The following is a 26,470-nucleotide window of genomic DNA, read 5'->3' as shown; positions in this document are numbered from 1 at the left end:
CGCCGCCTGAAACCACCGCACCCCATCCCGGACCCGACCGGCAAACCCCCGGCCGGACGGCGAAGCACGCCCACCACGCACAACCCCTAACCCGATACATCACCCCGGCCACAAGTTGACAAAAACATAGGAACACCCCCCTTCGCTTGGGTGGGAGTCTCGCCATTGTCTTGCCGTCTGCCCGAATACTGCGATGTTGAGCACGTCTCCTTCTTGGGCGCATCTGAGGCGTTGATCGTTTCCGGAGAGGTGGGGAGGCACCGTTTCCTTGACCGCGTCGGTGTGCACGCGATAGTTCATGGCCGCAAAAAGCAGGCGCCCGCCGCCTTGCCCTCCTGTATTCCATAGGATACAATAGGCGGCGTGGAGATCAAGCAATCCGCTGAATACGCCAAGTAGTTCCGAAAACTCAAGAACCGCGACGCGAAGGCCGCCATACAGGCCCGTCTCGACGCCTGCCGCCTCGCGGGCCGCCCACTCGGCGACATCAAACCCGCCGGAGGGCCGGTCAGCGAGATGCGTTTCCGCCTCGAAGCCGGCTACCGCATCTACTTCACCATGCGAGGCAACGTGCTCATGCTGCTGCTCGCGGGCGGAGACAAAAGCACCCAGCAGGCCGACATCAACAAGGCGCACGACATCCTCGACGACTACAAGGAGCAGCAATGAGCACCGAATTCACCGACTACGACACCAGCGAATACCTCGAAAACGAGGACGACGCCATCGCATACCTCAACGCCGTCGCCGAATACGACGACCCCGCCCTCATGCAGGTCGCACTCGGCAACGTCGCCAAGGCGCGGGGCATGACCCAGATTGCCAAAGAGGCCGGCGTCGGCCGCGAAAGCCTCTACAAAAGCCTCAGCAGGGACGGCAACCCCAGCTTCCAGACCATCCTCAAGGTCATCCACGCACTCGGCGGACGCATCAGCATCCAAGCCGCGTGAACGGCCACCGCTTGGCAAAAACCGCTGTCCCGCACATACTGTCTATAGTGGTCATTCTTGTACCCACGGGGCACGGGGATGACACGACGGCCATCAACCCGCAACCGGGCTGGTGGCCGTCCGCGTATGGGAGGCTCCCCGATCGGGCGCAACCGGATTCCAACCCCGGCGCGAATCATGTCCTCCCGCCAAAGGCTTGCGTGCCCGAGAGGACGAAAGGGCCACGCCGCGAGGCGCAGCGCGGAGCAAACAGAGGCCATAGGGCCGCCACTCCGCCGCGGATTCGAATTCCGCCCAAGCCGCCACCTACAATGCCCATATGGCTTCAAGAACCTGCTGGCACTGCGGTGAAACCGCCCATATGACGCGCGTGGGGAACTCCTACGCGACGGATAAAGACAACACGTGGGCCGCATTCTGCAAATGCGACTACTGCGGGTACCCCAATATCGCATTCGTGGATAACACGGTTCGCGTCACCTACGGGGCAGTCACGGCAAATGAATTCATCGACGCCAACGGGGAGCAGTCCGAAAACCTGATTCACTGGCTCCCCGAAGAACCTCTCGGAAGGGAGTTCAAGGAAGTGCCACAGCATATCGCAGACGCAGCCTCCGAAGCATACGCCTGCTTCAGCATCCGCTCCTACCGGGCTGCGATCCTCATGGCCCGCAGCGTCCTGGAAGCATGCGCAAAAGACAAAGGCGTGACCAAAGGCAACCTCGCATCCAAAATCGACGCGCTCGCCGACAACGGAATCATCAGCCCGCAAATACAACAGGAAGCCCACGAAATACGCTATCTCGGCAACGACATGGCCCACGGCGATTTCGTGTCCCCGGTCGACGTGGCTGACGCGGACGACATGCTCGGCTTCCTCGCCACATTCCTCAACTACGTGTATCAAATGCCCGCCGCCATAAGACGCAGGCAGGAGGCCCGCAGGAACCGCACATCCAACCCCAATACCTGAACGTCCCAGGCCCCGCCACAGCGCGGGGCCTATCCATATCCGGGAGGCCCCGTATGACATCACCGGCCGCCGACGGGCCCACCGTCACGTTCGACATCACCGACGCGAACGGCAACACCCTCCACAGGCTCGGCCCGCTGCCCGCGCCCATGGCCGTCACGCCCGACGGCGCCGGCGGGTTCGACCCCGACCTGCTTACCCGCCTGCTGCACCGGGCGGCCGGAGCGTTCGCCCACGCATGGCAGGAGGCACAGGATGAGGGGCAATCCACGCAAGACCAACGGTCATAGACGCCGGCAGATACAGGCGCGCGTGCTCGCCGCCTACAGCATCTGCCACCTGTGCGGCCGGCTCGTCGACAAGACCCTGCCCGCAGGACTGCCCGGCTCGCCCGAGGTCGACGAGATCATACCCGTGTCCAAGGGCGGCTCCCCATACCAATTCTCGAACTGCTACCTCGCGCACCGATGGTGCAACCGCATCCGCTCCAACCACAGCGTCGCATGGGCGCAAGCGCGCATCAGACAGATCGAACACGGCCACGCGCCGGACATCAGACCGTCCTCGCTGCCGCTGACCACCAGCGGCGAATGGTAGCCGACCAGGGGAGGACACCCCGCCCGCCCCGTCACGGGCCACCTCGGGCGCAGGGCCGATATCCCCCCGCGGGTTCTATCCGTGACATGTCACGGCAACAGGAGGTGTCACGTATGCGCGTTTGCGCGGAATGCGGAGCTCCGCTGCCTGCATCCATGCGATCCACGGCCAAGTACTGTTCCGCTGCGTGCCGGAAGGCGGCCCAACGCTCCAGACAACGCGGGACCGAGACCGCCGGGAAAACGAAACCAAAAAAGAGACCTCGGGCAACGACCACAGTCCCGCTGAATTCCCGCGAGTTCGAACGCATGATGGACGGCAGCATCGAGGACGAGCTGCGCCACGTGCGCGACCGATTGAAGCGATACCTGGACGACCCGGCGACCCCGGCGAACGCGATATCGAACATCGCCGCCCGCTACATCGCCGTATGCGAGAAGCTGCACGACATGGCCGGCGGCGACCCGCTGCTCGAACTGGACGACGAGACCACGGAGGTGAACGCGGATGCCGGAGCGTCGATTGTCTGAGATCGCGCAGACCCTCGTACAGCCGTCCGGCGTCGTCGGCTCGGACTTCATCCGGCTCAACAAGGTCGCCCTGAAGGCCGGCATCCGCTACGACCTATGGCAGCAGGGCCTGCTCTGGCTCCTGTTCGCCCGTCGCGCCGACGGACGCTACGCGTGCGGCGAGGGCGGCACCGTCGTCAGCTCATGCCGTCAGATCGGCAAGACGTTCACGCTCGGCACCGCCATGTTCATCACCTGCATCCTGCGCAAGGGCCTGAAGGTCATCTGGACCGCCCACCACACGCGCACATCGGACGAGACGTTCGCCGACCTGTGCGACCTCGCCAAGAACCGATTGCTCTCCCGTTACGTGGAACGCATCCGCCGCACCAACGGCCAGCAGGAGCTCACCTTCCGCAACGGGTCGCGCATCATGTTCGGAGCCCGCGAGAACGGGTTCGGACGAGGCCTGCACAGCGTGGACGTCGAGATCTTCGACGAGGCCCAGATCCTCACCGTCCGCGCCCTGGACAACATGCTCCCCATCGTCAACACGTCGCCCGACCCGCTCGTCGTGTTCCTCGGCAACCCGCCCAAACCCGGCGACCAAAGCGAGGTGTTCGAGGAGAAACGCCGCGCCGCGCTCGCCGGCACCGACGGCATGGTGTACGTCGAGCTCGCCGCCGACCGGGACGCCGATCTTGACGACCGCGAGCAGTGGGCGAAGGCGAATCCCTCGTATCCGAAACGCACTTCCGAGACCGCGATCCTCCGCATGCGCAACCTCATGGCCGCCGATTCCTTCCGCCGCGAGGCCCTGGGCATCTGGGACGAGGCCACCAGCTCGCGCGCCATCGACCCGCAGCAGTGGGAGGCCGCGACGATCGACGCCGGCGAGGTCGACAAGACCGGATTGGTCGGCTATGCGCTCGACATGAGCCCGGACCGCAGCACGCTCGCCGTCGGCGGGGCCATCAGGCACGCGGACGGCACCATGCACGTCGAACTGCGCGAGTTCAGGGCCACCCGGCAGGCAGGCATCGCGTGGGCGGTGGACTACATCACGGAACACTGGCCGCGAGCCGCGAGCGTCGCCATCGACGGCCAGTCGCCCGCCATGGCGTTGCTCGCCGACCTCAAGGCGCGCCACGTGCGCCCCATCGTCACCAACGCGAGCGACATGGGCCGCGCCTGCGGCCTCCTGCTCGACCTGCTGCGCGACCACAAGCTCACCCACCTGGGGGACGAGAAGGCCCCCGCGCTCGCGCAGGCCGTGGCGAACGCCACGACCCGCAGCATCGGCTCGTCCGGCGCGTTCGGCTGGAACAAGACCGGCTCGGATATCGACATCAGCCCGCTCGTCGCGGTCACGCTCGCCGCGTACGGCACCACCATCACCAAACGCAACCCGAACAGAAGACAGGAGATGATGATCTGATGGTCAACGCAGACGTGGTGGCCGCGGCAGGCGGCAAGCCGTTCCTCGCGTCCGGGAGCCTGCCCGTCGTGCGCGGCATCGCCGGCATCGACGAATCCGACTGGGACCTGATCGAGGACCTGCTCAAGGTATGGCGCGACAAGATGGGCGGCAACGTGCTGCGCACCCTCTACTACACCGCCAAGGAGCGCCTGCGCAACTTCGGCATCGCGGTCCCCGAGACGATCAGCAGCGGCTACATGGCGCCCATCGGATGGCCGGCGAAGGCCGTGCGCGCCCTGTCCGACCTGAGCGCGTTCGAGGGGTTCAGCGTGGACGGCGGCGATTCGGGCGGGCTCGCCTCGGACGTGGCGAGCCTGTTCGAACGCAACGCGCTCGACTCGATGGTCTCCCAGACCATCGTCAGCTGCTACACGCACTCATGCGCGTTCCTGACCGTGAGCGACGGCGAGGACGGGCAGGCGCGGGTCACGCCGCGCTCCGCGGACTGGTCGTCCGCGATCTGGGACTCGTACGACAACATCATCAACCGTGCCATGACCATCACCGACGCCGACCGGGACGGCGCGGTCACCGGCTTCAACGTGTGGCTGCCCGACAAGGTGTACGTCTGCCGCAAACGGGCGGCCGGGTGGAAGGCCGAGACGCTGGTCACGAACTACGGGAGGCCGAGCGTGGTCGCGTTCTCCTACGACCCGCAGCTCAACCGGCCGTTCGGGCGCAGCCGCATCAGCCGGCCGTTGATGAGCCTGACCGACGCGGCCTTCCGCACGATGATCCGCATGGAGGGCAACGCCGAGTTCTACGCGGCCCCGAGACTGTGGTTCCTCGGCCTCGACAGGGACGCGTTGAGCGGCGACGTCTGGAAGAGCCTGATTTCGTCGATCAACGCGGTCAGCCGCGACGAGAACGATGAGATACCGACCCTGCAGCAGGTGCAGCAGGCGAGCATGCAACCCCACTCGGACATGCTCAAGACCATCGCGATGCTGGTCGCGTCGGAAACGAACCTGCCGGTCAACGACCTCGGCATCACGATGGACAACCCCGCCAGCGCGGAGGCCATGGCCGCCGCGGAACGCAAACTGTCACGCGAGGCCGACCGGCAGAACCGCCTGTTCTCCCGCGCCCTGAAGGACGTGGCCCGGATGGCCCTCGACCTGGACGACGAGGAACTGGCCCGCGTCACCCCGATCTGGGCTCCGACCCGCGAGGTGTCGGACGCGGCCCGCGCCGACTACTACGCCAAGGTCGCCGGCGTCAACACCGACTTCGCCGACTCCGATGTCGGATTGATGAAGGCCGGGCTCACGTTCCAGGAGATCCAATCGTTCCGCGCCTACCAGCAGCGCATGAGGGCCCAACGGCACATCGACCAAATCATGCAACAGGCCCAGTCCACCACTCAGGGAGGTTCCGATGCCCAATCCGAATCTTCCCCCGCTCCCGGACGACGCACGCCGGCAACTGGAAGCGAGGCTGGAGAAAGCGACCAGAATATATCAGGCCAGGCTTGACACGGACTCCGAGGAAGCGGCCGCCGCGATCGAGAGCGAATTCGAGTACGCCCGGAAACATCCCGGCCATGTCCCCGACCTGACGGGGATCATGCGCAGATACGCCGAGGTTGGCAGCCAACGCGCCAACGACTACTACAACCAGATCCGCAAGGAATACGAGAAAGCGTACGACCGTACGTTCGAGGACTACGCCACCGGCGGCGTCTACGACCCCGACCGCACCCTCTACCGGATGGTCGGGGGCTGGTCGAAGACCGACTACAACGGCCTGAACTACGAGCAGGCCATCCACCGCAGGTCCCGAGCCGGCGTGACCATCGATGATCTGTGGCCGAGCCTGACGAACGTGGACGACGCGATGCAATGGGCCGCGGACATGGTGCGCGCATCCGCGCGCTACACCATGCAGAGCAATATCGAGAACGATCCGACGGGTCCACGTTGGGCGCGCGTCACCGAAGGCGCGAAACCATGCGCGTTCTGCGTCATGCTCGCCGGCAGAGGCTTCGTCTACCACAGCAAGGAGACCGCCAGCCTCGGCGGCAGCTTCCACGACGGCCACTGCCACTGCACCGTCATCCCCGGGTGGAAGGACGACGTGCTCACCCCCGGGCAGCAGGAATGCAAGGCCATGTACGACAAGGCCACGCAGATGCTGAATGATGGGATCCCCTCACGATGGAAAGCCGACGCCGCCAAAGCCGCCATCGACCTCGGAGCAGCGAATCCCCGGACGCTGACCTACCTCATCAGGCGTAAATATCCGCGTAAAGTCAACGATGGCATATACCCCAAACAGCGTACGGCATGGCGCATAGAACGAGGCTTCACGTCCATGCGCCATGAGCCGTCACTCAGCAAGAAAGGGTGGGACAACAGGCAGAAAGCCCTCGGCATTCCTCTATCTCTTGACGTGCTCGAGATGCACGAGATCGTATTCGCGGAACACTTCAAGGCCATCGGACAGCACTTCGATTGGATTCCCCGAGATGCGGTCGGGCATACCTCGACCAATGATTTCTATTGGAAAGAGCAGGGGTATGAAATCGAAGTTAAAGCCTCACGGCAACGACGACCCGATTACGGCGCCATCGCAAAGAAAATCTCGAAAGCTGTAGCGAGCTCCACGGAGAACGGCCACCCCAAGGATTCATTCATGGTGGACCTTACCGGATACAAGGCTCCGGAAAAGCTCATCAACCAATTAGCCCAATACAACGTCAAGCATGCAAGAAACAAAATAATGCATCTTTGGTTGTTCGACGAGAACGGTCTGAGAGAAATCCAACTGAAATGAAAAAGGGAACCGGATGCGCTCCCGCACGAATAGGCTTTTATTTCAAGTCTGCACGGGACAACCGTTTCCCTTCTCCAATCATACCACAAAACGTTCGGCGGGTTGCCGGAGCGGTCGATCGGAGCCGCCTGTAAAGCGGCCGCAATTGCCTCGCAGGTTCGAATCCTGCACCCGCCACTCCTCCTATAACCATTTTTCTGTTTATGACCACCCGCACGGGTGGTTTTTTCATGCCCGGAACGGGCCCCTATCAACCAATTCAGGAGGAACATCATGGCCGAGGAAGCCAACATCAGCCAGCCGCAGCAGGATGCGGGAGAGCCGCACGGCGAACCGCAGTCCACGGATTGGGAGGCGAAGTACCGCGAGGCCGTCTCGCATTCGCGCGAGTGGGAGAAGCGCGCCAAGGACAACAAGGCCGCGGCCGACGAGCTGGTACAGCTCAAGGAGTCGCGCATGTCCGAGGCGCAGAAGGCCGAAGCCCGCACCATGAAGCTCCAGAAGGAGCTCGAAGCGTTGAAGGCCGAGAAGCAGGCCGACGCGTGGCGCTCGCAGGTGGCCGACGAGTCGGGACTGCCAGCGTCGCTCATCGTCGGCGATTCGCTGGAGGCCATGCAGGCGCACGCGAAGGCCATCAACGAGTACGTCGCGGAGAAGACCAAGCCGGCCGGCATCCCCGCGCCGACCAACGGCAACGTGCAGCCGGAAAACCCGCGCTCCACACTCGCCGACGACTTCCGGCACGCGTTCGGCCTGATCAACTTCTGAATCCTCCGACAAGACACAAGTCACATCATCCCATCAGCTCGAAAGGAGCATTCTCATGGTCGACCCGACTATGACACGACAGTCCGGCGGTCTTGACCTGACGCCGGAGACCCAGAACCTCATCTGGCAGACCGCGACCTATCAGAGCGCGTTCATGCAGCTCGTCCCGCAGATCAACCTGCCGGGCAAGGGAGTGCGCGTGCCCATCATCACCGGTGACCCCGTGGCCGACTGGGTGCAGGAAGGCGCTGTCAAGCCCAAGAGCGGCGTCGGCTTCTCCAAGAAGGACATGGTGCCGTACACCATCGCTGTCATCCTGCCGTTCTCCAACCAGTTCCGCCGCGACTTCGACGCGCTCACCGCGCAGGTCATCGCCAAGGGGCCGCAGGCCATCGCCCGCAAGATCGACCAGACCATCATGGGTTTGGGCGACGTGCCGGGCGCGGATTTCGACACGCTCGCCAATGCGCCGCAGGTGCAGCTCGGCAAGACCGTGTGGAAGAGTCTGAACGACGCGGACGACAAGGTCACCGGAGCGGACGGCACCGTGGACGGCTGGGCGCTCTCCCCGCAGGGCCGCAGCATCCTGCGTCAGGCGACCGACAACAACGGTCGTCCCCTGTTCCTCGGCTCCATGGGCGAAGCCGACGTGAACACCGTGCTCGGCAACCGCACTTACGTAAGCAAGGGCGTGCACGTGCCCGCCGTCACCGGCGATACGCCGAAGCCGGAGATCGTGGGCGCCGCCGGCGAGTTCGCGTCCGCCGCATGGGGCACCCCGCAGGGACTCCAGACCTCGGTGTCCGACCAGTCGACCATCACCATCGACGGCAAGCAGGTCAACCTGTGGGAGCAGAACATGTTCGCCGTACGCATCGAGATGGAGTTCGGCTTCCGCGTGCGCGACATCAACCGCTTCGTGCTGCTCACCAAGTAAGGAGGGCGAACATGGCAATCAAACTCCACGCGCTCGCCGCATCCGAAGCCGCCGGCCACGTCGACCCTTATCAGGCTACGTCCGAAGCTGTGTTCGTGGACGCGGACGGCAACCCTGTCGACATCACGGCCGGCGGCTCCTCCACGCCGGTGGTTCCGGCCGCGGGGTCGCTGACGCCGGCGATGCTGGCCGGCTACGATGCGGGCACGGGCCATTCCAAGGTGCCGCAGGTCAAGGCGGACGGCACGGGCTTCGATTTCGTCGACCCGGCCACCCTCAAGGGCGACACGGGCCCCGCGGGTCCGGCGGGCGCGAAGGGCGCTACCGGGGCCACGGGCCCCGCCGGCCCGGCCGGGCCGGCGGGCAGGTCGGTCACTGCGCTCGCCCTGACCGTGGACGCGTCCGGCAAGGTCACGGGCGGCACGGTCACGTTCAGCGACAAGACCACGGCCGCGGTCACCGTGACCACGGCGGCCGCGTCCTCCGACCAGCCGGCCGACCAGCCGGCCGGCATCCAGTAGAGGGAGGTCCCACGATGGCAGGCACGCCATCCGCGGACGGTTCGACGGGGGCGGTTCCCGCCCCGGTCCCGCCGTTCGCGTCGGTCGTGGACCTCGAATCCCGGTGGCGCGTCCTGTCCGGCGGCGAGCGGCTGACGGCGGCCACCCTGTTGGAGGACGCGTCGGACAAGATCATGACCGACTGTCCCATGTGGGCGCGGGCGTCCATGTCGACGCTGCGGCGCGTCACCTGCCAGATGGTCAAACGCGCCATGCTCAACGCCGACTGGGCGGGCGTGTCCCAGGGCACGCAGACCGCGAACGGCTTCAGCGAAAGCCTCTCATACAGCAATCCCGACGGGGACCTGTATCTGACGCGGTCGGAGAAACGGTCGCTCGGCGTGGGCGTGCAGCGCATGTGGTCGGTCGACCTGTCGAACGGGGAGGCCGTATGAGCCGCATGCACGGGGAGACCGTCACCGTCACCTGGCGCGTGGACGCCGGGACGCGTGACGAGGGCAACGATCCCGTCTGGCGGGAGGAGTCCGAGACCGTGGACGACGTGCTCGTCAAGCCCGGCGCCGGCTCGAACGCCACGGACGCCAACCGGCCCGAGGGCGTGGCCGTCGCGTTGACGTGCGCGTTCCCGAGACTCTGGACGTACCGGAGCCTCAGGGGCGCGCTCGTCACCGTGCGCGGCCGCGCCTTCGAGGTGATCGGCGACCCGCTGCCCGCCGACGGCGGGCTCACGCCCACCCGTTGGAACCTCATGGTCGAACTGGCCGACACGAGAGGATAGGAGCCGTCATGTCATCCACCGTGAGACTCGACCTCGCCGCGTTCACCGCGATGCGCCGCGACCCACGCACCCTGGGCGCGGTCAACGCGGAGGCCGACAAGGTCGCCGCGCGCGCCAACGACCGCGCGCGAAGCGAATGCGGACACCCCGAACACGCGCGCTTCCACGCGGAGCACGCGATCCCCACCGACCGCGGCAGCATCGCCATCGTCACCAGCAGCGGGGACCTGGGATGCCGCCGGCACAACGCGAAGCACAACACGCTCGTCAAGGCGCTGGGCGAGGGAGGCGCATGATGCGGCCCGTCGAGAAACTCGTCATCGACTGGCTCAACACGGACCCCGAGCTCAAGGACTGGCCCGCGTCGATGGACGTGCCAGCCGGCTCCACGGCCGCCCGGCCATCCCGGTTCGTCACCGTGGAACGCACCGGCGGCGTGGAGGAACGGTTCCGCTCCCGCCCCCTCGTCGCCGTGCAGATATGGGGCACAAGCACCTACGAGGTCGCGGACGCGGCCGCACGGCTCGTCCTGCCCCGCCTGCGACGCCTCGTCGAACTCGCGCCGGTCGCCGACGTGGACGTGACCGGCATGACCCACTTCCCCGCCCCGGACGGGCGGGCACGCTATCAGATACTCATCCAGCCCACCCTCCAGGCGGGCATGTAGAAAGGAACCATCATGGCCGAAACGAACGACGCGACCAATGTGACGCTCGGCAAGTTCAGGATCGGCGGCTACGCGTACTGGGCGCCGGCCGGCACGCCCCTGCCCACGGACGCGGCCACCCCGCTGCCCGCCGCCTACAAGCTCCTCGGCTACCTGAACGAGGACGGCATCACCCTGACGACCGACACCGACAACACCGAGGTCAAGGACGCGAACGGCAGCACCGTGCTCAAGGTCATCAGCAGCTACGCGGAATCCGCGCAGTTCGTGCTCCTCGAGGTCCTCCGCGCCGAGGCCGCGAGACTCCGCTACGGCGGCGACAACGTCGACGGCCAGGACAAGAACATGACCATCAGGCACACGATGCCGTCCGACGAGACGTTCGTCCTCGTGTTCGAACTCGTCAAGACCGGCGGCGTGCTCGACCGCCTCGTGGCCGGCATGGCCTCCCGCGCCGAGTTCGGCGACCGCCAGGAACACGCCGGCGACCCCAGCGCCTACGACGTGACCTGCGCGCTCAACGACATGGGCGACGGCGTCACCTCGATCGAATACGTCAGCAAGCCCGCCGACACCGGCGCGGACACCGGCACCGGCGACGCCGGCGCCGACAAGTGACGGGAGGCCGCGGATGAGCCAGCAGCACACCCCGCAGGACCACAAGCCCAAGACCGGGCCGCACGCCATCACCGTCAAAGGCGTGACCGTCCAGCAGCTCGCCGACATGTTCGTGAACACGGTGCTGCCCGCGCTCACCCCCCTGTTCGACGCGGTCAGCGGATTCGTGCCCGCGGTGCTCCCCCAACTGCTCGCCACGATCCAGCAGGTCATGCCCATCGTCACCCAGGTCATCGACACCGTCATGACGAACATGATGCCCGTCATCCAAGGCATCATGGACACCATCGACGGGATCATCACCGTGCTCACCGGCGTCATCACATTCATCACCGGAGTGTTCACCGGCAACTGGAGCATGGCATGGCAGGGCATCCAGACCGTGTTCTCCGGCATCTGGGACGGCATCAAGACCGCCGCGAGCAACGGCATCCAGGCCGTCGTGAACACCGTCACCGGCATCAAGGACAAGATCACCGGATTCTTCTCCGGAGCCGGCGACTGGCTCAAGGACGCGGGAGCCGCGATCATCAACGGCCTCGCGGACGGCATCAGGAGCGTGGCCGGCAAAGCCACGGACGTCGTCAAGGGAGTCCTCGACAAGATTGCCTCGTTCATCCCCCACTCGCCGGCCAAACAGGGCCCGTTCAGCGGCCGCGGATGGACCACGTTCTCCGGCGCCGCGATCGTCACCGGACTCGCCGCCGGCATCACCGCCGCCGCGTTCGGCGTCACCTACAACCCGATGCGACTCAACGCCAAGTGATCGCCGCCGCGTTCGGCGTCACCTACAACCCGATGCGACTCAACGCCAAGTGATCGCCGCCGCGTTCGGCGTCACCTACAACCCGATGCGACTCGCCGGCAAGTAAGATTGACATCTCAATAAAGAACCGCCCCGACCTCCCACAGTGCTTGGAAGCTCGGGGCGGTTTTCCCGTTGGAGCGACGTCGTTCCAAGCGTGGATTTTTGCCCACATTCTTCCTAAAAACAGTGTAAAACCGTATAAAATCATCAATAATGGAAAAGCCGCTCTCCCTTACTCCTGTATGGGAAAGCGGCCATTTCGCAACCCCCTATCAGCTCAACGCGTCCTTGAGCTTCGAGAAGAAGCCCTTCTTGCCGGACTGGCCGCCGGTGGCGGGGCGGGAGCTTTGCGCCACGTGGGTGGCGTCTCCGTCATGCGAGGCGGCGAAGCGCTCGATGAGGGAGCGTTCCTCGTCGTCGAGCCTGGTGGGGATCTCGACGGCGATGTGCGCGATGAGATCGCCGCGCTCCCCCTGCTCGCGCATGCGGGTCACGCCGAGTCCCTTCAACGTGACGGTGTCCTCCGGCTGGCATCCGGCAGGCACGGTCACGGTGCGTTCGCCGTCGAAGGTGTCGATTTCGAGATCGTGGCCGAGCACGGCCCAGCTCATCGGCACGCGCACCCAGCAGTGCAGGTCGTCGCCGTCGCGCGTGAACTGCTTGTTGGAACGGATGCGGATGTCCACGTAGAGGTCGCCGGCCGGGCCGCCTCCTTCGCCGACCTCGCCCTGGCTGGCGAGACGGATGCGGGAGTCGTCGCCGATGCCGGCGGGAACCTTGACGCCCACGTTGCGGGTGACCCGCACGCGACCGTGCCCCATGCACGAGGGACAGGGCTTGGAGATCACGTCGCCGTGGCCTTCGCACCGCTCGCACGGCGCGGAGGTCATCATCTGGCCGAGCATCGTGCGCACGACCTTCTGACGGTAGCCGCTGCCATGGCAGTCCGGGCACGTGGAGGGTTTCGACCCGTCGGCGGAACCGGAACCGGAGCAGTCGGGGCACAGGCCGAACGTGGTGATGCGCACCTGCTCGGTGCCGCCGAAGACCGCGGTCTTCAGGTCGATGGTCATGCTGGCGAGCGCGTCGCGTCCGGGCTGGGTGCGCGGGGTCGGCCCCTGCGATCCACCGCCGAACGCTCCGCCGAAGAACGTGCTGAACACGTCACCCATATCGCCCATGCCGCCGAAGCCGCCGGCTCCGAATCCGGCGGAGGCGTTGGGGTTGTTCGGATCGACGCCGGAATCGTACATGCGGCGCTTGTCGGGGTCGCTCAGCACTTCGTAGGCGTTGTTGACTTCCTTGAACTTGTCCTCGAATTCGGGGCCGGCGATGTCGGGATGGTATTTGCGGCTCATCCTGCGGTACGCCTTCTTGATCTCGTCGTCGCTCGCGGTGCGGTCGACGCCCAGCACCTCGTAGTAGTCTGCCACGGTTCGTTCCTTTATGTCTGTTGGTTGCTAGCGGGTCATTGTGCCATAAGGAGGGGTCAGCGTCGGAGGCTATCCGGCGTCGTCCGGGTATGCCGCCGGGGGCGCTTCGCGCTCCCTTCCGGGAGAATCGCGGCGGGGACCGTCGCCATTGGCCAGGAACGCGGTGAGGTAGCGCGCCACGGCACGTACGGCGGCGATGGTGTTCGCATAGTCCATGTGGGTGGGACCTATCGACCCGATGAAGGCGACCGGTTCGCCGCCCTGATCCTGGACGTCGGCGACGGGAACGCCCACATGGGTTCGATCCGCTTCGTCCGCCGATGCCTGGATATCTCCGATATCTCCCTCCGCGTCGCGGCCTGCATCGTCGGCGGTCTCCGTCCTGCCGTATCCGCTGGTGACGACCGACGCGTGGAGCAGTCCGGGTGTGTGCGTCTCCGATCCAATGGCCACGCCGACGCCGTCGCCGCGCGCCGTCTCCTCGCTGAGCGCGCTCATCAGCTTCATCAACACGACCTGCTCCTCCAACGCGTCGAACAACGGCGCAAGGTCGGCGACGGCGCGCTGGTGGGCGAGGCTGGATGCGCCCGACATGTACAGTTCGCTGCCGCGCTCGTCGTCGTGCATGGCATTGAACGCCTTCGCGAGTTGCAGGGAGAGCGCTTCGATCTCGTGGAACCGCCGGTCGGCGCCCAAGGCGCGGATCCGCTGTGCCGCCTGCGCGAGGGACAATCCCGCGCATTCGGCATTGACGGCGTTGGTGAATCGGGTAAGCAGATCGGCCTGCGGCATATCGGACACGACGAGCGCATGCTGTGCGACACGCCCGGTGTCGGTGATGATGACGGCCAGCAACGTAGTCATCGCGACGGGCACCAGCTCCACGTGCCGCAACGTGGATTTCGAAAGCGACGGGGAGGCGACGACGGCGACCTGCCCGGTGATGCGGGCGAGGAGCCGTGCGGCGCGTTGCAGCGTGTCCTGCAGACTGACCGATCCGGACAGGAATCCGTCGATGCCCCGCCGTTGCGCCCCGGACAGGGGAACGACGGTGGCAAGTCGATCCACAAAATACCGGTATCCCTTTTCCGTGGGTACACGTCCCGCCGACGTGTGCGGCTGGATGAGATACCCCTCCTCCTCGAGCGCCGCCATGTCGTTGCGGATGGTGGCCGAGCTGACTCCCAGATCGTGTTGTTTGGTGAGCGCCGCCGAACCCACCGGCTCCTGGGAGCGGATATAGTCCTCGATGACGGCGCGCAGCACCACCATGCGTCTCGTCTGCGGCATGCGCACCTCCTTCGTTACGTACCTTGCGGGTACATTTCATCCATGATTCATGTCGTGTTCCACGACGCTTCACGTCATGGTCGCGAACGCCACGCGACACGCGAGCACGTGACCGGAACAGGGCCCGGACCGATCCGATCGACCGCGGAAAACCGTTCTCCACGCGCGCCATCGCGATACCTCATTGTATTAGCACTCCTCCATTTCGAGTGCTAACGCGTTCATCGCCAGCGTAGCAACACATTATGTGAACGCTAACGGAACAGAAGTTACCAAAACACGCCAAAATCAAAACGCTACGTCGCGAAATGAAGGTAGCATGGGTAACGCAATGTGAGGGCGACAGCGCCCGGCACAAGCCGGATACGCGGCCCGACCAAGCGGAAGGAAAGACATCCATGACCGAATTCAAGGAGACCGAGCTGGACGAGCGCGCCATCAAGATGGCCAAGGTCCTGTCGGCCGACGCGGTTGAGAACGCCGGTTCCGGCCACCCCGGTTCCCCCGTCTCCCTGGCGCCCATCGCCTACACCCTGTACCAGCACTTCATCAAGCACGATCCGAACGATCCCAACTGGGAAGGCCGCGACCGCTTCATTCTTTCCGGCGGCCACGCCTCCCTCACCCAGTACGTCCAGCTCTACTTCTCCGGCTACGGCCTGACCCTGGACGACCTCAAGCACTTCCGCGGCGGCGCGGACACCCGTACCCCGGGCCACCCGGAGTACGGCCTGACCCCGGGCATCGAGATGACCACCGGCCCGCTGGGCCAGGGCTTCGCCTCCGCCATCGGCTTCGCGTACGGCGAGCGTTTCCAGCGCGGCCTGCTCGACCCGGAGACCCCGAAGGAAGACTCCCCGTTCTACCACAAGATCTGGGCCATCTGCGGTGAAGGCGACATCGAGGAGGGCATCTCCGGCGAGGCCGCCGCCCTGGCCGCCAACCAGAAGCTCGGCAACGTCACCGTGATCTTCGACGCCAACCGCATCCAGATCGAAGGCGACACCAACCTGGTGCTGGCCGAGGACGTGCTCAAGCGCTTCCAGGCGTACGGCTGGTACACCGACGAGTTCAGCTTCATCCAGCCCGACGGCTCCTACAAGGAGGACGTCGAGGGCCTGGCCGACGTGATCGCCAAGGCCGAGGCCGCCGCCCCGGACCAGCCGAAGCTCATCAAGGTCGACACCCTCATCGCGTGGCCGACCCCGGGCAAGACCAACGATCCGTCCTCCCACGGCTCCAAGCTGGGCGCCGAGGCCGTCGCCGGCCTCAAGAAGATCCTCGGCTACGACCCGGAGGAGAACTTCCACGTCGACGAGGAGGCCCTCGCCCACGCCCGCAAGGTCGCCGAGCGCGGCCTCGAGGCCCACAAGGAATGGGACGAGAAGTTCGACGCCTGGCGCAAGGCCAACCCGGACAAGGCCGCCCTGTACGACCGTCTGAAGGCCGGCGAGCTGCCGGAAGGCTTCGACAAGGCCATCGACGACCTCGAGGCCACCTTCGAAGTCGGCAAGAACGTCGCCACCCGTGGCGCCTCCGGCTCCGTCCTCAACGCCATCGCGGCCGTCATGCCGGAACTGTGGGGCGGCTCCGCCGACCTCGGCGGCTCCAACAAGACCGACCTCAAGGGCGCCGCCACCTTCGCTCCGGCCGAGTGCGCCACCAAGCAGTGGCCGGTCTGCAGCGAGTTCGGCCGTCAGCTGCACTTCGGCGTGCGCGAGTTCACCATGGGCTGCATCACCAACGGCATCCTGCTGGGCTCCCACACCCGTCCGTTCGGCGGCACGTTCTTCATGTTCTCCGACTACGAGCGCTCCGCCGTCCGTCTGGCCGCGCTGATGGAGATCCCGAACCTGTACGTGTGGACGCACGACTCCGTCGCCGTCGGCGAGGATGGCCCGACCCACCAGCCGGTCGAGCACCTGGCCTCCTTCCGCGCCATCCCGCAGCTCGAGGTCGTCCGCCCGGCCGACGCCTTCGAGACCGCCGAGGCCTACCGCTACTTCTTCGAGAAGAAGAACACGCTGCCGGCCGCCATGGTGCTGTCCCGCCAGGGCATCCCGGTGCTCGCCGAGACCGCGGCCAAGGCCAAGGACGGCGTGCGCAAGGGCGCCTACGTCCTGGTCGACACCGAGGGCACCCCGGACGTCATCATCATGGCCACCGGCTCCGAGGTTCAGTGGGCCGTCGCCGCCGCCAAGACCCTGGCCGGCGAGGGCGTCAAGGCCCGCGTCGTGTCCGTGCCGTCCGTCGAATGGTTCGAGGAGCAGGACGCCGAGTACAAGGAGGCCGTGCTTCCGGCCGCCGTCAAGGCCCGTGTCTCCGTCGAGGCCGGCGTTGCCATGCCGTGGTACAAGTACCTCGGCTCCTACGGCAAGCCCGTCTCCATCGAGCAGTTCGGTCTGCAGGGCGATGGCGCGCAGAACATGATCGACCTCGGCATCACCGCCGAGCACGTGGTGGAGGCCGCCAAGGCATCCATCGCGGAGGTCGAAGCCGCCAAGTGATCCGTCGGGCGGCGTCACCGCGTCGTGCGTGTATGACGCGGTGACGCCGCCCCTGCCCCAATCACATATCAGATGTGTTCCATGCGAAAGCGGCATGGAACGGTTAGGAAGGAAAACAATGACTGAAGCAACGCAGCGTACGTCCGACTCCGGCGTCTCCATCTGGCTGGACGACCTGTCCCGCTCCCGCATCGAGTCCGGCTCCCTGCAGGACCTCATCGCCAACAAGAACGTCGTCGGCGTGACCACCAACCCGTCCATCTTCCAGAAGGCCCTGAGCCAGGTCGGCCCGTACGACGAGCAGCTCAAGGAACTCGGCAAGGTCGACGTCGAGACCGCCATCCGCGAGCTCACCACGACCGACGTGCGCAACGCCACCGACATCTTCCGCGAGATCGCCGAGAAGACCGACTTCGTCGATGGCCGCGTGTCCATCGAGGTCGACCCGCGTCTGGCCCACGACACCGAGAACACCGAGAAGCAGGCCGTCGAGCTGTGGGAGAAGGTCAACCGTCCGAACGCGATGATCAAGATCCCGGCGACTCTGGAAGGCCTGCCGGCCATCACCGCCACCCTGGCCAAGGGCATCTCCGTCAACGTTACCCTGATCTTCTCGCTCGAGCGCTACGAGCAGGTCATCGACGCCTTCATCGAAGGCATCGCCCAGGCTGATGCCAACGGCCACGACCTCAAGCACATCGGCTCCGTCGCCTCCTTCTTCGTCTCCCGTGTGGACACCGCGGTCGACAAGCAGCTCGAGGCCCTCGGCACCGACGAGGCCAAGGCTCTCGAAGGCAAGGCCGCCATCGCCAACGCCCGCATCGCGTACGAGCTGTTCGAGAACAAGTTCGCGAACGACCCGCGCTGGGCCGCGCTGGAAGCCAAGGGTGCCAAGAAGCAGCGTCCGCTGTGGGCCTCCACCGGCACCAAGAACCCGGCCTACTCCGATTGCGTCTACGTCGACGAGCTCGTTGCTCCGTTCGTCGTGAACACCATGCCGGAGAAGACCCTGAACGCCCTCGCCGACCACGGCAACGGCGCCCCGACCATCAAGGGCACCTACGAGGAGTCCCACGCCGTCATGGCCAAGCTGGCCGACCTCGGCATCGACTTCAAGGCCGTCACCGACAAGCTCGAGGCCGACGGCGTCGCCGCCTTCATCAAGTCCTGGGATTCGGTCATCGCCGACGTGCAGTCCGGCATCGACCGTGTCAACGGCTGAGACAGGCGCACGCATGCGGATGCCATGCGTCCACATAACGGCTGAATAGCTGGAATCACAAGGCTCCCGACCGCAAGGCCGGGAGCCTTTGCGGTTATGGTGGCACTCGGAAACACACGGCGAGGAGGAGGTTCCATGGATGGACCGTCCCCGCCGCACGAACACGGCGCCGGAAACGGACGACCGGAACAAGGAGGCCTATCGCATGCATCTGACCGCAAGGCAACGTCTGGTGATGACGTTCACGTTCTTCTCGATGTTCTTCGGAGCGGGCAATCTCATCTTCCCGCCGTTCGTCGGGGCTCAGGCCGGTTTCGCCATCATGCCGGCCGGCGTCGGATTCATCGTCTCCGCGGTCGGCCTACCGATCCTCGGCGTCATCGCCGTCACCTTCGCCGGCGGATTCGACGCGCTCGCCTCGCGCGTCTCCCCCGGTTTCTCGTTGTTCCTGGGTCTCGCGATCATCCTCACCATCGGCCCGTGCTTCGCGATTCCCCGCACCGCGACCACCTCGTTCGAGATGATGGTGGCGCCGTTCACGCCGGATTCGTCCACGTGGGCGGCTCAGCTGGTCTACTCGGCCGTGTTCTTCGCATTGGCGTTCGTCTTCGCCCAGCATCCCGAACGGCTGTCCAAGGTGCTGGGACGTTTCATGGGCCCGCTGTTGCTGACACTCATCGCCATCCTGTTCGTCGCATGCCTCGTCCACGGCGGCACGGCACCACACCCGAGCGGCGACTACGCGACGAACCAGCTGGCACGCGGCTTCCTCGACGGCTATCAGACGATGGATCTGCTCGCCGCACTGTACTTCGGCATCGTGATCTCCGCGAACATCCGCGCCCAGCAGGTCGACGACGAGAACGAAGTGCGCCGCGAGACCGCATTCGCCGGAATCGGCACCGGTGTGCTGCTCGTCATCATCTACGGCGCGTTGAGCTATGTGGGCGTCGTGTCGGGCGGCATCACGGCGATCGACTCCTCCACGGACACAGGCGCGACCGTGCTCACCAACCTCACCTCGTCGGTGTTCGGTGCCTCCGGCACCGCGTTCCTCGGCGTCGTGTTCGTCATCGCGTGCCTCAACGTGTGCACCGGGCTGATCTGCACGTGCGCCACCTACTTCCACACGAGGTTCCGCACCATCGCGGGGCGTGACGTGAGCTACCGCGCATGGCAGGTGATCTTCACCGTGTTCAGCTTCATCGTGTCGAACGCCGGGCTGAGCGCGATCATCAAGGTCTCCGTGCCCGTGCTGTCCGCGCTCTACCCGCTCGCCATCGTGCTCGTGCTGCTCGCGCTGACGCATCATGTGTTCGGAGCGCATTTCCCGCGCGTCTACCCATGGACGATCCTGCTGGCCGCCGTCCCCTCCGTCGCCACGTGCATCGCCTCGCTGGCCGTGGTCTTCGGCGGATCGCTGCCGTGGCTCGATTCCCTGCTCCTGCTGCTGCCGTTGCAGGAGCAGCAGCTGGGATGGCTTGTTCCCGCGCTCGTGGGAGCCGTCGTCGGCATCGTGGATTCGCTGCTGCGACCTCCGACAGACGCCCGTCCCACCCGTCCGTGACATGTCCCGCCGGCGACGACTACTATGAGGGTGAGTCAACGAGTCCCCGATGATGAACAGGAGCGTTTTCATGGGTGAAGTGGTCACCGACAAGGACAGGGAATACGAGGCGGAGGAGCGCGCGAGCGCGCCGGGGGCCGACCAGGCGATGGCCGACCGTGTGAACAACCGTTCGCTGCGCCCGCGTTCCGAGGCGTTCAAGGAGTTCATGCGCTCCGGCTGGGCGGACGACGAGCCGGACATCAAGCCGCTCGAATCCTCGAAGTACACCCCCGCACGTCTCAAAGCCCTGGGCGCGGCGTTCCCCGGCGAGCGTCTGGTGATTCCGGCCGGACAGCCCAAGGTGCGCAACAACGACTGCGACTACATGTTCCGTCCGGATACGGCGTTCGCCTACTACACGGGTCTCGGCGTGGACTACGAGGCGGGCGCCGTGCTCGTGCTCAATCCGGTCGCCCCGGATTCGCCCGAAGCGAAGGCCGGCGAGACGCATGTGCCGGAGCTGTTCGTCGCCCCGCGCGCCGACAATTCCACCACCGATTTCTTCATGAACGCGCACTACGGCGAATACTGGGTGGGGCCGCGCGCCGGTCTCAAGGAGATGACGGCGATGACCGGCATCGAGACCCATGACATCGCCCAGCTGGCCGACGCCCTGTCCAAGGACGTGGGCGGCGAGGCGGGCGCGGTGCGCGTGCGCGTCATGCGTGAGACCGATCCGCAGATCACCGCCCTCGTCGAATCCGTGCGCGAAACGAACGGCGCTGCCGACCCCGACCGCGATGCCGCGGCGGACGACAAGCTGCACGAGTTCACGTCCGAGGCGCGCATGGTCAAGGATGCGTATGAGATCGGCGAGATGCGCAAGGCCGTGTCCGCGACGAAGGCCGGTTTCGACCGTCTGCTCTCCTCCTTGCCGAAGGCGCTCGACAAGCCCCGGTCGGAACGCATCCTCGAAGGCGCGTTCAACGCGGTGTCGCGCGAACTGGGCAACACGGTCGGTTACGATTCAATCGTCGCCTCCGGCCCGCACGCCCCGATCCTGCATTGGATGCGCAACACGGGCGTCGTGAAGTCGGGCGATATGCTGCTCGTCGACGCCGGCGTCGAGGTCGATTCGCTGTACACGGCGGACATCACCCGCACCTTCCCGACGAACGGGAAATTCACGGATCTGCAGAAGCGCCTCTACCAGGCGGTGCTGGACTCCCAGCAGGCCGGGTTCGAGGCGGCGAAGCCGGGTGCCACGTACTCGGACATCCATCACGCCTGCATGCGCGTGATCGCCGAGCGCCTGCACGAATGGGGCCTGCTGCCGGTGGACGTGGAGGAGTCCCTCTCCCCCGAGGGCCAGCAGCATCGCCGTTGGCTTGCATGCGGCGTGGCGCACCATCTGGGACTCGACGTGCACGACTGCGCGCAGGCGCGGTTCGAGTCCTATCAGGGCGCGACGATCCGTCCGGGCATGATCTTCACCATCGAGCCGGGCCTGTACTTCCGCGAGGACGACCTGCTCATCCCGCCGGAGTACCGTGGCATCGGCATCCGCATCGAGGATGACGTGCTCATGACCGAGGACGGCCCCGAATGGATCTCCGCCGGCATCCCGAAGCAAATCGACGACGTCGAGGAGTGGATGCGCGAACGCGCCGAGGCCGCAGGGAAGGCCATCGCATGACGACCCCGCAGTTCATCCTGGATCTGAGGAAGAAGATCGGCCATGACCCGTTGTGGCTGATCGGCGTGACCGGCTGCGTGCTGGACGATCAAGGCCGCGTGCTGCTCGGCCGCCGTTCGGACACCGGCGAGTGGGCGATGGTGTACGGCATCAACGAACCGGGCGAGCAGCCTGCCGACACGGTGGTGCGTGAAATCAAGGAGGAGACGGGCGTGGATGCGGTCGTCACCGACCTGGTAGCAGTCACCTCGGATACGCGCGTCATCACCTACGCGAACGGCGACAACGCGCAATACATGGATCATTCGTTCCTGTGCGCGTTGAAGCCGGGCGGCAACGCGGAGCCGTTCGTCGGCGACGACGAAAGCCTGTCCGTCGGATGGTTCCCCATGGACGAACTGCCCGAGCCTCTGGCGCGAAGCACCGTGGAACGTCTCGCCCTGTTCCGCACCTACATCGAGAACAAAGCCGCGGGTGACGCCCACGCGCTCTTCGTGTTCGACGGCGAACGCCGATGATTCCCAGCGCCGACCTGCCGGTTTCCCGCCGGACGGGTCGGCGCTTTCATACGCCTCGTATAATGGGGAGACATCATCGATAGACAGTGCGTCCGGCGGTTACGGGGACGCGCATCCGCCCATCAACGACGACGGAAACGGATGCCTCAGGCAAGGAGATGTCGCATGACCCCGCAGACCCGCACACGGCCATTGCCGCTGATCGTCCACGGAGGGCACCCCGGCAAGGCCAGTCCGTCCGACGTGCGACGCATGAACCGTACGCTCATCTTCAATCTGCTGTTCCCCTCAGACGCGCGCTCGCGGGCCGAGTTGAGCCGTATCACCGGATTGTCCCGCGTCGCCGTATCCGATGTGGTCAACGGCATGATCGATGAGGGACTCATCCGCGAGAGCGGACACGCGACGAGTGTGAGCGGCAAAGGCAAGCGCGCCACATTGCTCGCCGTCGATCCGACGCGATTGCACGTCATCGGCGTCGACCTGTCCCAGGATCGTCTCGTCGAGGGGGCGGTCACCGATCTCAGGGGCACGCCGCAGAATCACATGGAGATCGCGCTGGAACCCGACGCGAGCATGGATCCGGACGATATCATCCGGCTCGTGGACCGGCTCGGATCCGATATCGACGGCGACTCGCTCATCGGCATCGGCATCGCCACCCCCGGAGTGGTCAGCGACGGCGTCATCCGCGAATCCACGGCGTTGGGATGGCGCGACATCGATCTCGCCGCCGCGGTCGGCGCACGGTTTCCCGTTCCCGTGACCGTGGTCAACGATACGATCGCCTCCATGATCACCGAACGGTTCTTCGGCGATGCCGAATCGAACCTTATGTTCGTGAAAATCGGCCGGGGCATCGCCGCCGCGACGCTCATCGACGACGTGCCGGTGCTCGGCGAGCATGACGCGGGCGGCGAGATCGGCCATATCGCCCTCGACCCGGATCAGGGGCCGCCATGCCCATGCGGCAAACACGGTTGCATGGAGACGCTGATCGGCGCTCCGGCGTTGAGGGCACGCATGTCCGGAGCCGACGCGAACGGCAGGACGGCGGTCCTGCAGGATGCCGGCTCGTACTTCGCCTCCGCGATCGCCATGCCCATCGGCCTGCTCGACATCGACGACGTATGCGTGTACGGCCCCGCCGACATCGTCAACGGCACGTTCCTGGACGCGGCGCAGAACCGTCTGGACGCGATGACCGTATCCGACTTCCACGAGCGCACCCGCATCAGGCGATGCCAGCAGGGAGCCGGCATCGCCTTGCGCGGGGCCGCCGTAGCCGCGACGATGCGTCATCTCGAATCGGCATGACACGGGAGCGCTCAGCCACATCAGTCCGTCACATAGCACTTCAACCAGCGCGACACGCGTACATCGACACGACACGCCACATGAAATCTTAATTGCGTTCATGCATTAACCGCGTTAATATGTCAGCGAAGTTCAGATTCAACGACGAGCGGACAGCCGGTCAATCGCGCAAGGAGGTGTCGAGATGAACAGCAGCACACAAGCCAACACCACGACATCCCAGGCGACGGTGGCGGAATCCAATCGTTCCCGCGTACTCCAGCACCTTTACCACAACGGGGTCAGTTCCAGGGCTCAGATCGCCAAATCACTGAACCTCACCCCCGCCGCCATCACCAAGATCACCGCACAGCTCATCGAAGCCGGCGCGATCGAGGAAACCGGCGACATGGAAGGCGCGAAGAACCGCCGTTCCATCGGACTGATGCTCGACACCGAACGATTCCACATCATCGGTGTCAAGTTCGCACGTTCGCTCGTGCAGGTCGGCGTGTTCGACCTGTGCGGCAACACGCTCGGCCTTGAGGACCTGCCGCCGGTCACCAACGAGACCATCGGCGAAGCCGTCCGTCTCATGCACGTTCGGCTCCAGTCGCTACTCGATGCCGACCCCTCCATCATCGCCATAGCCATGGCCGTACCCGGCCCCTACATGCGTGACGAAGGCCGCACGGCCGTCGTCTCCTCCATGCTCGGATGGCGCGACGTCAACTTCATCGAGGAATTCGGCCACGCCTTCCGTGTACCGGTGTTCGTCGAGCAGGACGCCCGCGCAGGCGCGCTCGCCCACTATCTGTTCGATCCCGAATCGCACGGAGAGGACGACATCTCCTACTTCCTCGTCGGCGAAGGCGTCGGCCTGGGAGTCATCGAGAACGAACGCATCATCAACGGCGCGCTCGGAGCCGCCACCGAAATCGGCCACGTCTCCATCGATATCGACGGCAAACCGTGCGACTGCGGCAACCGCGGTTGCCTCGAACGCTACTGCTCCACCCCCGCCATCCGGGAGATGCTTATCGAGGAGGGAGGCCCCGTACCCCACGCCGAATTGATGAGCAACACGGATGCGGCCCGCGCCTTGTTCGCGCTTGCACGGGAAGGCGTCGACAGCGCCGTGAAGATGGTCCGGCGCATCGGCCGATACATCGGCTACGGATGCGTCAACATCTTCAACACGTTCAACCCCCGGCTCATCATCATCGGCGACATCGTCTCCGAAGCGGGACACCTGCTGCTCGACGAAGTGCAGGCCACGGTGCGCAGCCGCTCGATCCGCGAGATCTGCGACTCCACCGAAATCAGACTGTCCACCATGCCCACCGACGCGACCGTATGTGGTACCGCGGCGGTGGCGGCCACCCAGTTCCTTGATCACCCCTCGATGTTCTTCGATCTGAGCTGACCGCGAAACCCAAGATTTTCCATACGGAAAAACAACAGAAGGAAAGGAACCACCATGTCCAAGCCCATCGTTCTCTCCCTCGGCGAACTCCTGTGGGATATGCTCCCCTCCGGCAAGCGCGCCGGCGGCGCCCCGGTGAACTTCGCCTACCACGCGATGATGAACGGCGCGGACGGCTACTCCGTCTCCGCCGTCGGTGAGGACGAGCTCGGCGACGAGCTCCTGGCCGAGACCGCCAAGGCCGGCATCCACGCCGTCATCCAGCGCAACGCCTGGCCGACCTCCACCGTCGAAGTCGAGCTGCGCAACGGCATCCCGGAGTACACCATCGTCAAGGGCGTCGCCTGGGATCACATCCTGTACACCAAGCAGCTCATCGAGGTCGTCGAGCAGGCCGACGCCGTCTGCTACGGCACCCTGGCCCTGCGCTCCCCCGAGTCCCACGCCACCATCACCGAGCTGCTCAAGCACACCAAGCCGGGCGCGATGAAGTTCTTCGACATCAACCTGCGCGGCGACCACTACTCCAAGGAGCTCATCGAAGAGCTGCTCGAGGCCGCCACCGTGTTCAAGATCAACGACGAGGAGCTGCTGCTCCTGCGCGACATGTTCGACATCCGCGGCACCTCCGGCGAGGACGCCTGCCGTTGGTTCCTCGAGCAGTACAAGCTCGACTACGTGATCCTGACCGCCGGCTCCGCCTACTCCACGATCATCTCCAAGAACGGCGAGATCTCCACCGTGGACACCCCGCGCGTCGAAGTCGTCGACACGGTCGGTGCGGGCGACTCCTTCTCCGGCACCTTCACCGCCCGCATCCTGCTGGGCGACACGCTCACCGAGGCGCACCGCAAGGCCGTCAACACCGCCGCCTTCGTGTGCACCGCCAACGGCGCCTGGCCGGAGTACCCGGCTCACATGACCGACTACCTGGCCGAAGCCGGCAAGTGAGTCCGTCCGCCGCATGACGCGGCATCGTGACCGTCCTGTCGCATGACGCGAAGGACGGTCACCCGCCACCTTTCCTTGGCGCCCGTTTCGCGCCGGGACACCGCCGTCCCAGCATCACTTGCTTTTCGACGACCGTCCCGGCGCGGGGACAAAACCCGCCGCCCAAGGCAAGCCATAACTGAATATCGATTATTTCGTCAG

Annotated in this window: 27 protein-coding genes, 1 tRNA gene and 2 pseudogenes; 28 read left to right on the top strand and 2 right to left on the bottom strand. The window is 65.4% G+C overall.

The annotated features are described in order from the left end of the window. Positions 1–414 precede the first annotated feature (414 nt). The 20 genes and pseudogenes from AC1AYR_RS07910 to AC1AYR_RS07815 form a co-directional block, all read left to right on the top strand. Positions 415–669 (top strand): annotated as a pseudogene (locus tag AC1AYR_RS07910) (type II toxin-antitoxin system RelE/ParE family toxin); the annotation flags it as partial. Continuing rightward, a complete protein-coding gene (locus AC1AYR_RS07905; protein ID WP_476512160.1) occupies positions 666–950 on the top strand; it encodes an addiction module antidote protein in 285 nt (94 codons plus the stop codon). The pseudogene AC1AYR_RS07910 and the gene AC1AYR_RS07905, both read left to right, overlap by 4 nt. A gap of 193 nt (positions 951–1,143) precedes the next feature. Beyond that, positions 1,144–1,255 (top strand): annotated as a pseudogene (locus AC1AYR_RS07900). A gap of 14 nt (positions 1,256–1,269) precedes the next feature. Beyond that, positions 1,270–1,923, top strand: a complete 654-nt coding sequence (locus AC1AYR_RS07895) for a DUF4145 domain-containing protein (RefSeq protein ID WP_476512161.1) — start codon at positions 1,270–1,272, stop codon at positions 1,921–1,923. Positions 1,924–1,976: 53 nt separating this feature from the next. Further along, positions 1,977–2,213 (top strand): tensin-4, encoded by a 237-nt coding sequence (locus tag AC1AYR_RS07890; protein ID WP_476512162.1) that lies wholly within the window; start codon positions 1,977–1,979, stop codon positions 2,211–2,213. Further along, a complete protein-coding gene (locus tag AC1AYR_RS07885; protein ID WP_476512163.1) occupies positions 2,179–2,520 on the top strand; it encodes an HNH endonuclease in 342 nt (113 codons plus the stop codon). Before AC1AYR_RS07890 ends, AC1AYR_RS07885 begins: the two co-directional genes overlap by 35 nt. A 308-nt stretch (positions 2,521–2,828) precedes the next feature. Then, a complete protein-coding gene (locus AC1AYR_RS07880) occupies positions 2,829–3,050 on the top strand; it encodes a hypothetical protein (protein ID WP_476512164.1) in 222 nt (73 codons plus the stop codon). Continuing rightward, complete coding sequence (locus AC1AYR_RS07875; protein ID WP_476512165.1) at positions 3,028–4,467, top strand: terminase; 1,440 nt, start codon at positions 3,028–3,030, stop codon at positions 4,465–4,467. The genes AC1AYR_RS07880 and AC1AYR_RS07875 overlap by 23 nt, the downstream gene beginning before the upstream one ends. Continuing rightward, positions 4,467–5,984 (top strand): phage portal protein, encoded by a 1,518-nt coding sequence (locus tag AC1AYR_RS07870; RefSeq protein ID WP_476512166.1) that lies wholly within the window; start codon positions 4,467–4,469, stop codon positions 5,982–5,984. The genes AC1AYR_RS07875 and AC1AYR_RS07870 overlap by 1 nt, the downstream gene beginning before the upstream one ends. Continuing rightward, the gene (locus AC1AYR_RS07865) at positions 5,887–7,284 is read left to right on the top strand and encodes a VG15 protein (RefSeq protein ID WP_476512167.1); all 1,398 of its coding nucleotides are present in this window, start codon (positions 5,887–5,889) and stop codon (positions 7,282–7,284) included. Before AC1AYR_RS07870 ends, AC1AYR_RS07865 begins: the two co-directional genes overlap by 98 nt. A 96-nt stretch (positions 7,285–7,380) precedes the next feature. Then, positions 7,381–7,461, top strand: a tRNA-Tyr gene (locus AC1AYR_RS07860). A gap of 96 nt (positions 7,462–7,557) precedes the next feature. Further along, positions 7,558–8,052 (top strand): helicase, encoded by a 495-nt coding sequence (locus tag AC1AYR_RS07855; RefSeq protein ID WP_476512168.1) that lies wholly within the window; start codon positions 7,558–7,560, stop codon positions 8,050–8,052. A 55-nt stretch (positions 8,053–8,107) separates the two neighbouring features. Continuing rightward, positions 8,108–8,989, top strand: coding sequence for a phage major capsid protein (locus tag AC1AYR_RS07850; protein WP_476512169.1), 882 nt, complete (start codon positions 8,108–8,110; stop codon positions 8,987–8,989). Between the two features lie 11 nt (positions 8,990–9,000). Continuing rightward, complete coding sequence (locus AC1AYR_RS07845; RefSeq protein WP_476512170.1) at positions 9,001–9,510, top strand: hypothetical protein; 510 nt, start codon at positions 9,001–9,003, stop codon at positions 9,508–9,510. A gap of 14 nt (positions 9,511–9,524) precedes the next feature. Next, the gene (locus AC1AYR_RS07840; protein ID WP_476512171.1) at positions 9,525–9,944 is read left to right on the top strand and encodes a Gp19/Gp15/Gp42 family protein; all 420 of its coding nucleotides are present in this window, start codon (positions 9,525–9,527) and stop codon (positions 9,942–9,944) included. Next, the gene (locus tag AC1AYR_RS07835) at positions 9,941–10,288 is read left to right on the top strand and encodes a hypothetical protein (RefSeq protein WP_476512172.1); all 348 of its coding nucleotides are present in this window, start codon (positions 9,941–9,943) and stop codon (positions 10,286–10,288) included. The genes AC1AYR_RS07840 and AC1AYR_RS07835 overlap by 4 nt, the downstream gene beginning before the upstream one ends. Positions 10,289–10,296: 8 nt before the next feature. After that, positions 10,297–10,584, top strand: a complete 288-nt coding sequence (locus AC1AYR_RS07830) for a hypothetical protein (RefSeq protein WP_476512173.1) — start codon at positions 10,297–10,299, stop codon at positions 10,582–10,584. Then, positions 10,581–10,955 (top strand): hypothetical protein, encoded by a 375-nt coding sequence (locus tag AC1AYR_RS07825; RefSeq protein ID WP_476512174.1) that lies wholly within the window; start codon positions 10,581–10,583, stop codon positions 10,953–10,955. The genes AC1AYR_RS07830 and AC1AYR_RS07825 overlap by 4 nt, the downstream gene beginning before the upstream one ends. Before the next feature lie 12 nt (positions 10,956–10,967). Then, the gene (locus tag AC1AYR_RS07820) at positions 10,968–11,573 is read left to right on the top strand and encodes a phage tail tube protein (protein WP_476512175.1); all 606 of its coding nucleotides are present in this window, start codon (positions 10,968–10,970) and stop codon (positions 11,571–11,573) included. Positions 11,574–11,586: 13 nt separating this feature from the next. Further along, positions 11,587–12,339 carry a phage tail protein gene (locus AC1AYR_RS07815; protein ID WP_476512176.1) on the top strand — a complete coding sequence of 251 codons (753 nt, stop codon included), beginning with the start codon at positions 11,587–11,589 and terminating at the stop codon, positions 12,337–12,339. A 314-nt stretch (positions 12,340–12,653) separates the two neighbouring features. Here AC1AYR_RS07815 and dnaJ read toward each other — a convergent pair whose 3' ends face one another. Both dnaJ and hrcA read right to left on the bottom strand, forming a co-directional pair. Then, on the bottom strand, positions 12,654–13,814 hold the full coding sequence (gene dnaJ / locus AC1AYR_RS07810) for a molecular chaperone DnaJ (RefSeq protein ID WP_476512177.1): 1,161 nt from the start codon (positions 13,812–13,814) through the stop codon (positions 12,654–12,656). A 69-nt stretch (positions 13,815–13,883) separates the two neighbouring features. Beyond that, positions 13,884–15,104, bottom strand: coding sequence for a heat-inducible transcriptional repressor HrcA (gene hrcA, locus AC1AYR_RS07805; RefSeq protein ID WP_476512178.1), 1,221 nt, complete (start codon positions 15,102–15,104; stop codon positions 13,884–13,886). A 398-nt stretch (positions 15,105–15,502) separates the two neighbouring features. On the opposite strand from hrcA, the gene tkt reads away from it, so the two are divergent. The 8 genes from tkt (at position 15,503) to AC1AYR_RS07765 (ending at position 26,269) form a co-directional block, all read left to right on the top strand. Then, a complete protein-coding gene (tkt, locus tag AC1AYR_RS07800) occupies positions 15,503–17,611 on the top strand; it encodes a transketolase (RefSeq protein ID WP_034526114.1) in 2,109 nt (702 codons plus the stop codon). Positions 17,612–17,729: 118 nt separating this feature from the next. Then, the gene (gene tal, locus AC1AYR_RS07795; RefSeq protein ID WP_034526112.1) at positions 17,730–18,833 is read left to right on the top strand and encodes a transaldolase; all 1,104 of its coding nucleotides are present in this window, start codon (positions 17,730–17,732) and stop codon (positions 18,831–18,833) included. Positions 18,834–19,038: 205 nt separating this feature from the next. Then, positions 19,039–20,400, top strand: coding sequence for a branched-chain amino acid transport system II carrier protein (gene brnQ, locus AC1AYR_RS07790; protein ID WP_101622798.1), 1,362 nt, complete (start codon positions 19,039–19,041; stop codon positions 20,398–20,400). A 70-nt stretch (positions 20,401–20,470) separates the two neighbouring features. Then, positions 20,471–22,078 carry an aminopeptidase P family protein gene (locus AC1AYR_RS07785; protein WP_101622797.1) on the top strand — a complete coding sequence of 536 codons (1,608 nt, stop codon included), beginning with the start codon at positions 20,471–20,473 and terminating at the stop codon, positions 22,076–22,078. Further along, a complete protein-coding gene (locus tag AC1AYR_RS07780) occupies positions 22,075–22,596 on the top strand; it encodes an NUDIX hydrolase (protein ID WP_101622736.1) in 522 nt (173 codons plus the stop codon). Before AC1AYR_RS07785 ends, AC1AYR_RS07780 begins: the two co-directional genes overlap by 4 nt. A gap of 165 nt (positions 22,597–22,761) precedes the next feature. Beyond that, on the top strand, positions 22,762–23,913 hold the full coding sequence (locus AC1AYR_RS07775; RefSeq protein WP_101622735.1) for an ROK family transcriptional regulator: 1,152 nt from the start codon (positions 22,762–22,764) through the stop codon (positions 23,911–23,913). A 184-nt stretch (positions 23,914–24,097) separates the two neighbouring features. Continuing rightward, positions 24,098–25,318, top strand: coding sequence for an ROK family transcriptional regulator (locus AC1AYR_RS07770; RefSeq protein ID WP_101622734.1), 1,221 nt, complete (start codon positions 24,098–24,100; stop codon positions 25,316–25,318). Positions 25,319–25,372: 54 nt separating this feature from the next. After that, complete coding sequence (locus AC1AYR_RS07765) at positions 25,373–26,269, top strand: carbohydrate kinase family protein (RefSeq protein ID WP_101622733.1); 897 nt, start codon at positions 25,373–25,375, stop codon at positions 26,267–26,269. Positions 26,270–26,470 lie beyond the last annotated feature (201 nt).

It is taken from the genome of Bifidobacterium sp. LH_417 (genome assembly GCF_056357035.1).
The sequence above is the reverse complement of the archived record's forward strand: the minus strand, read 5'-3'. Positions and strand labels throughout refer to the sequence as shown.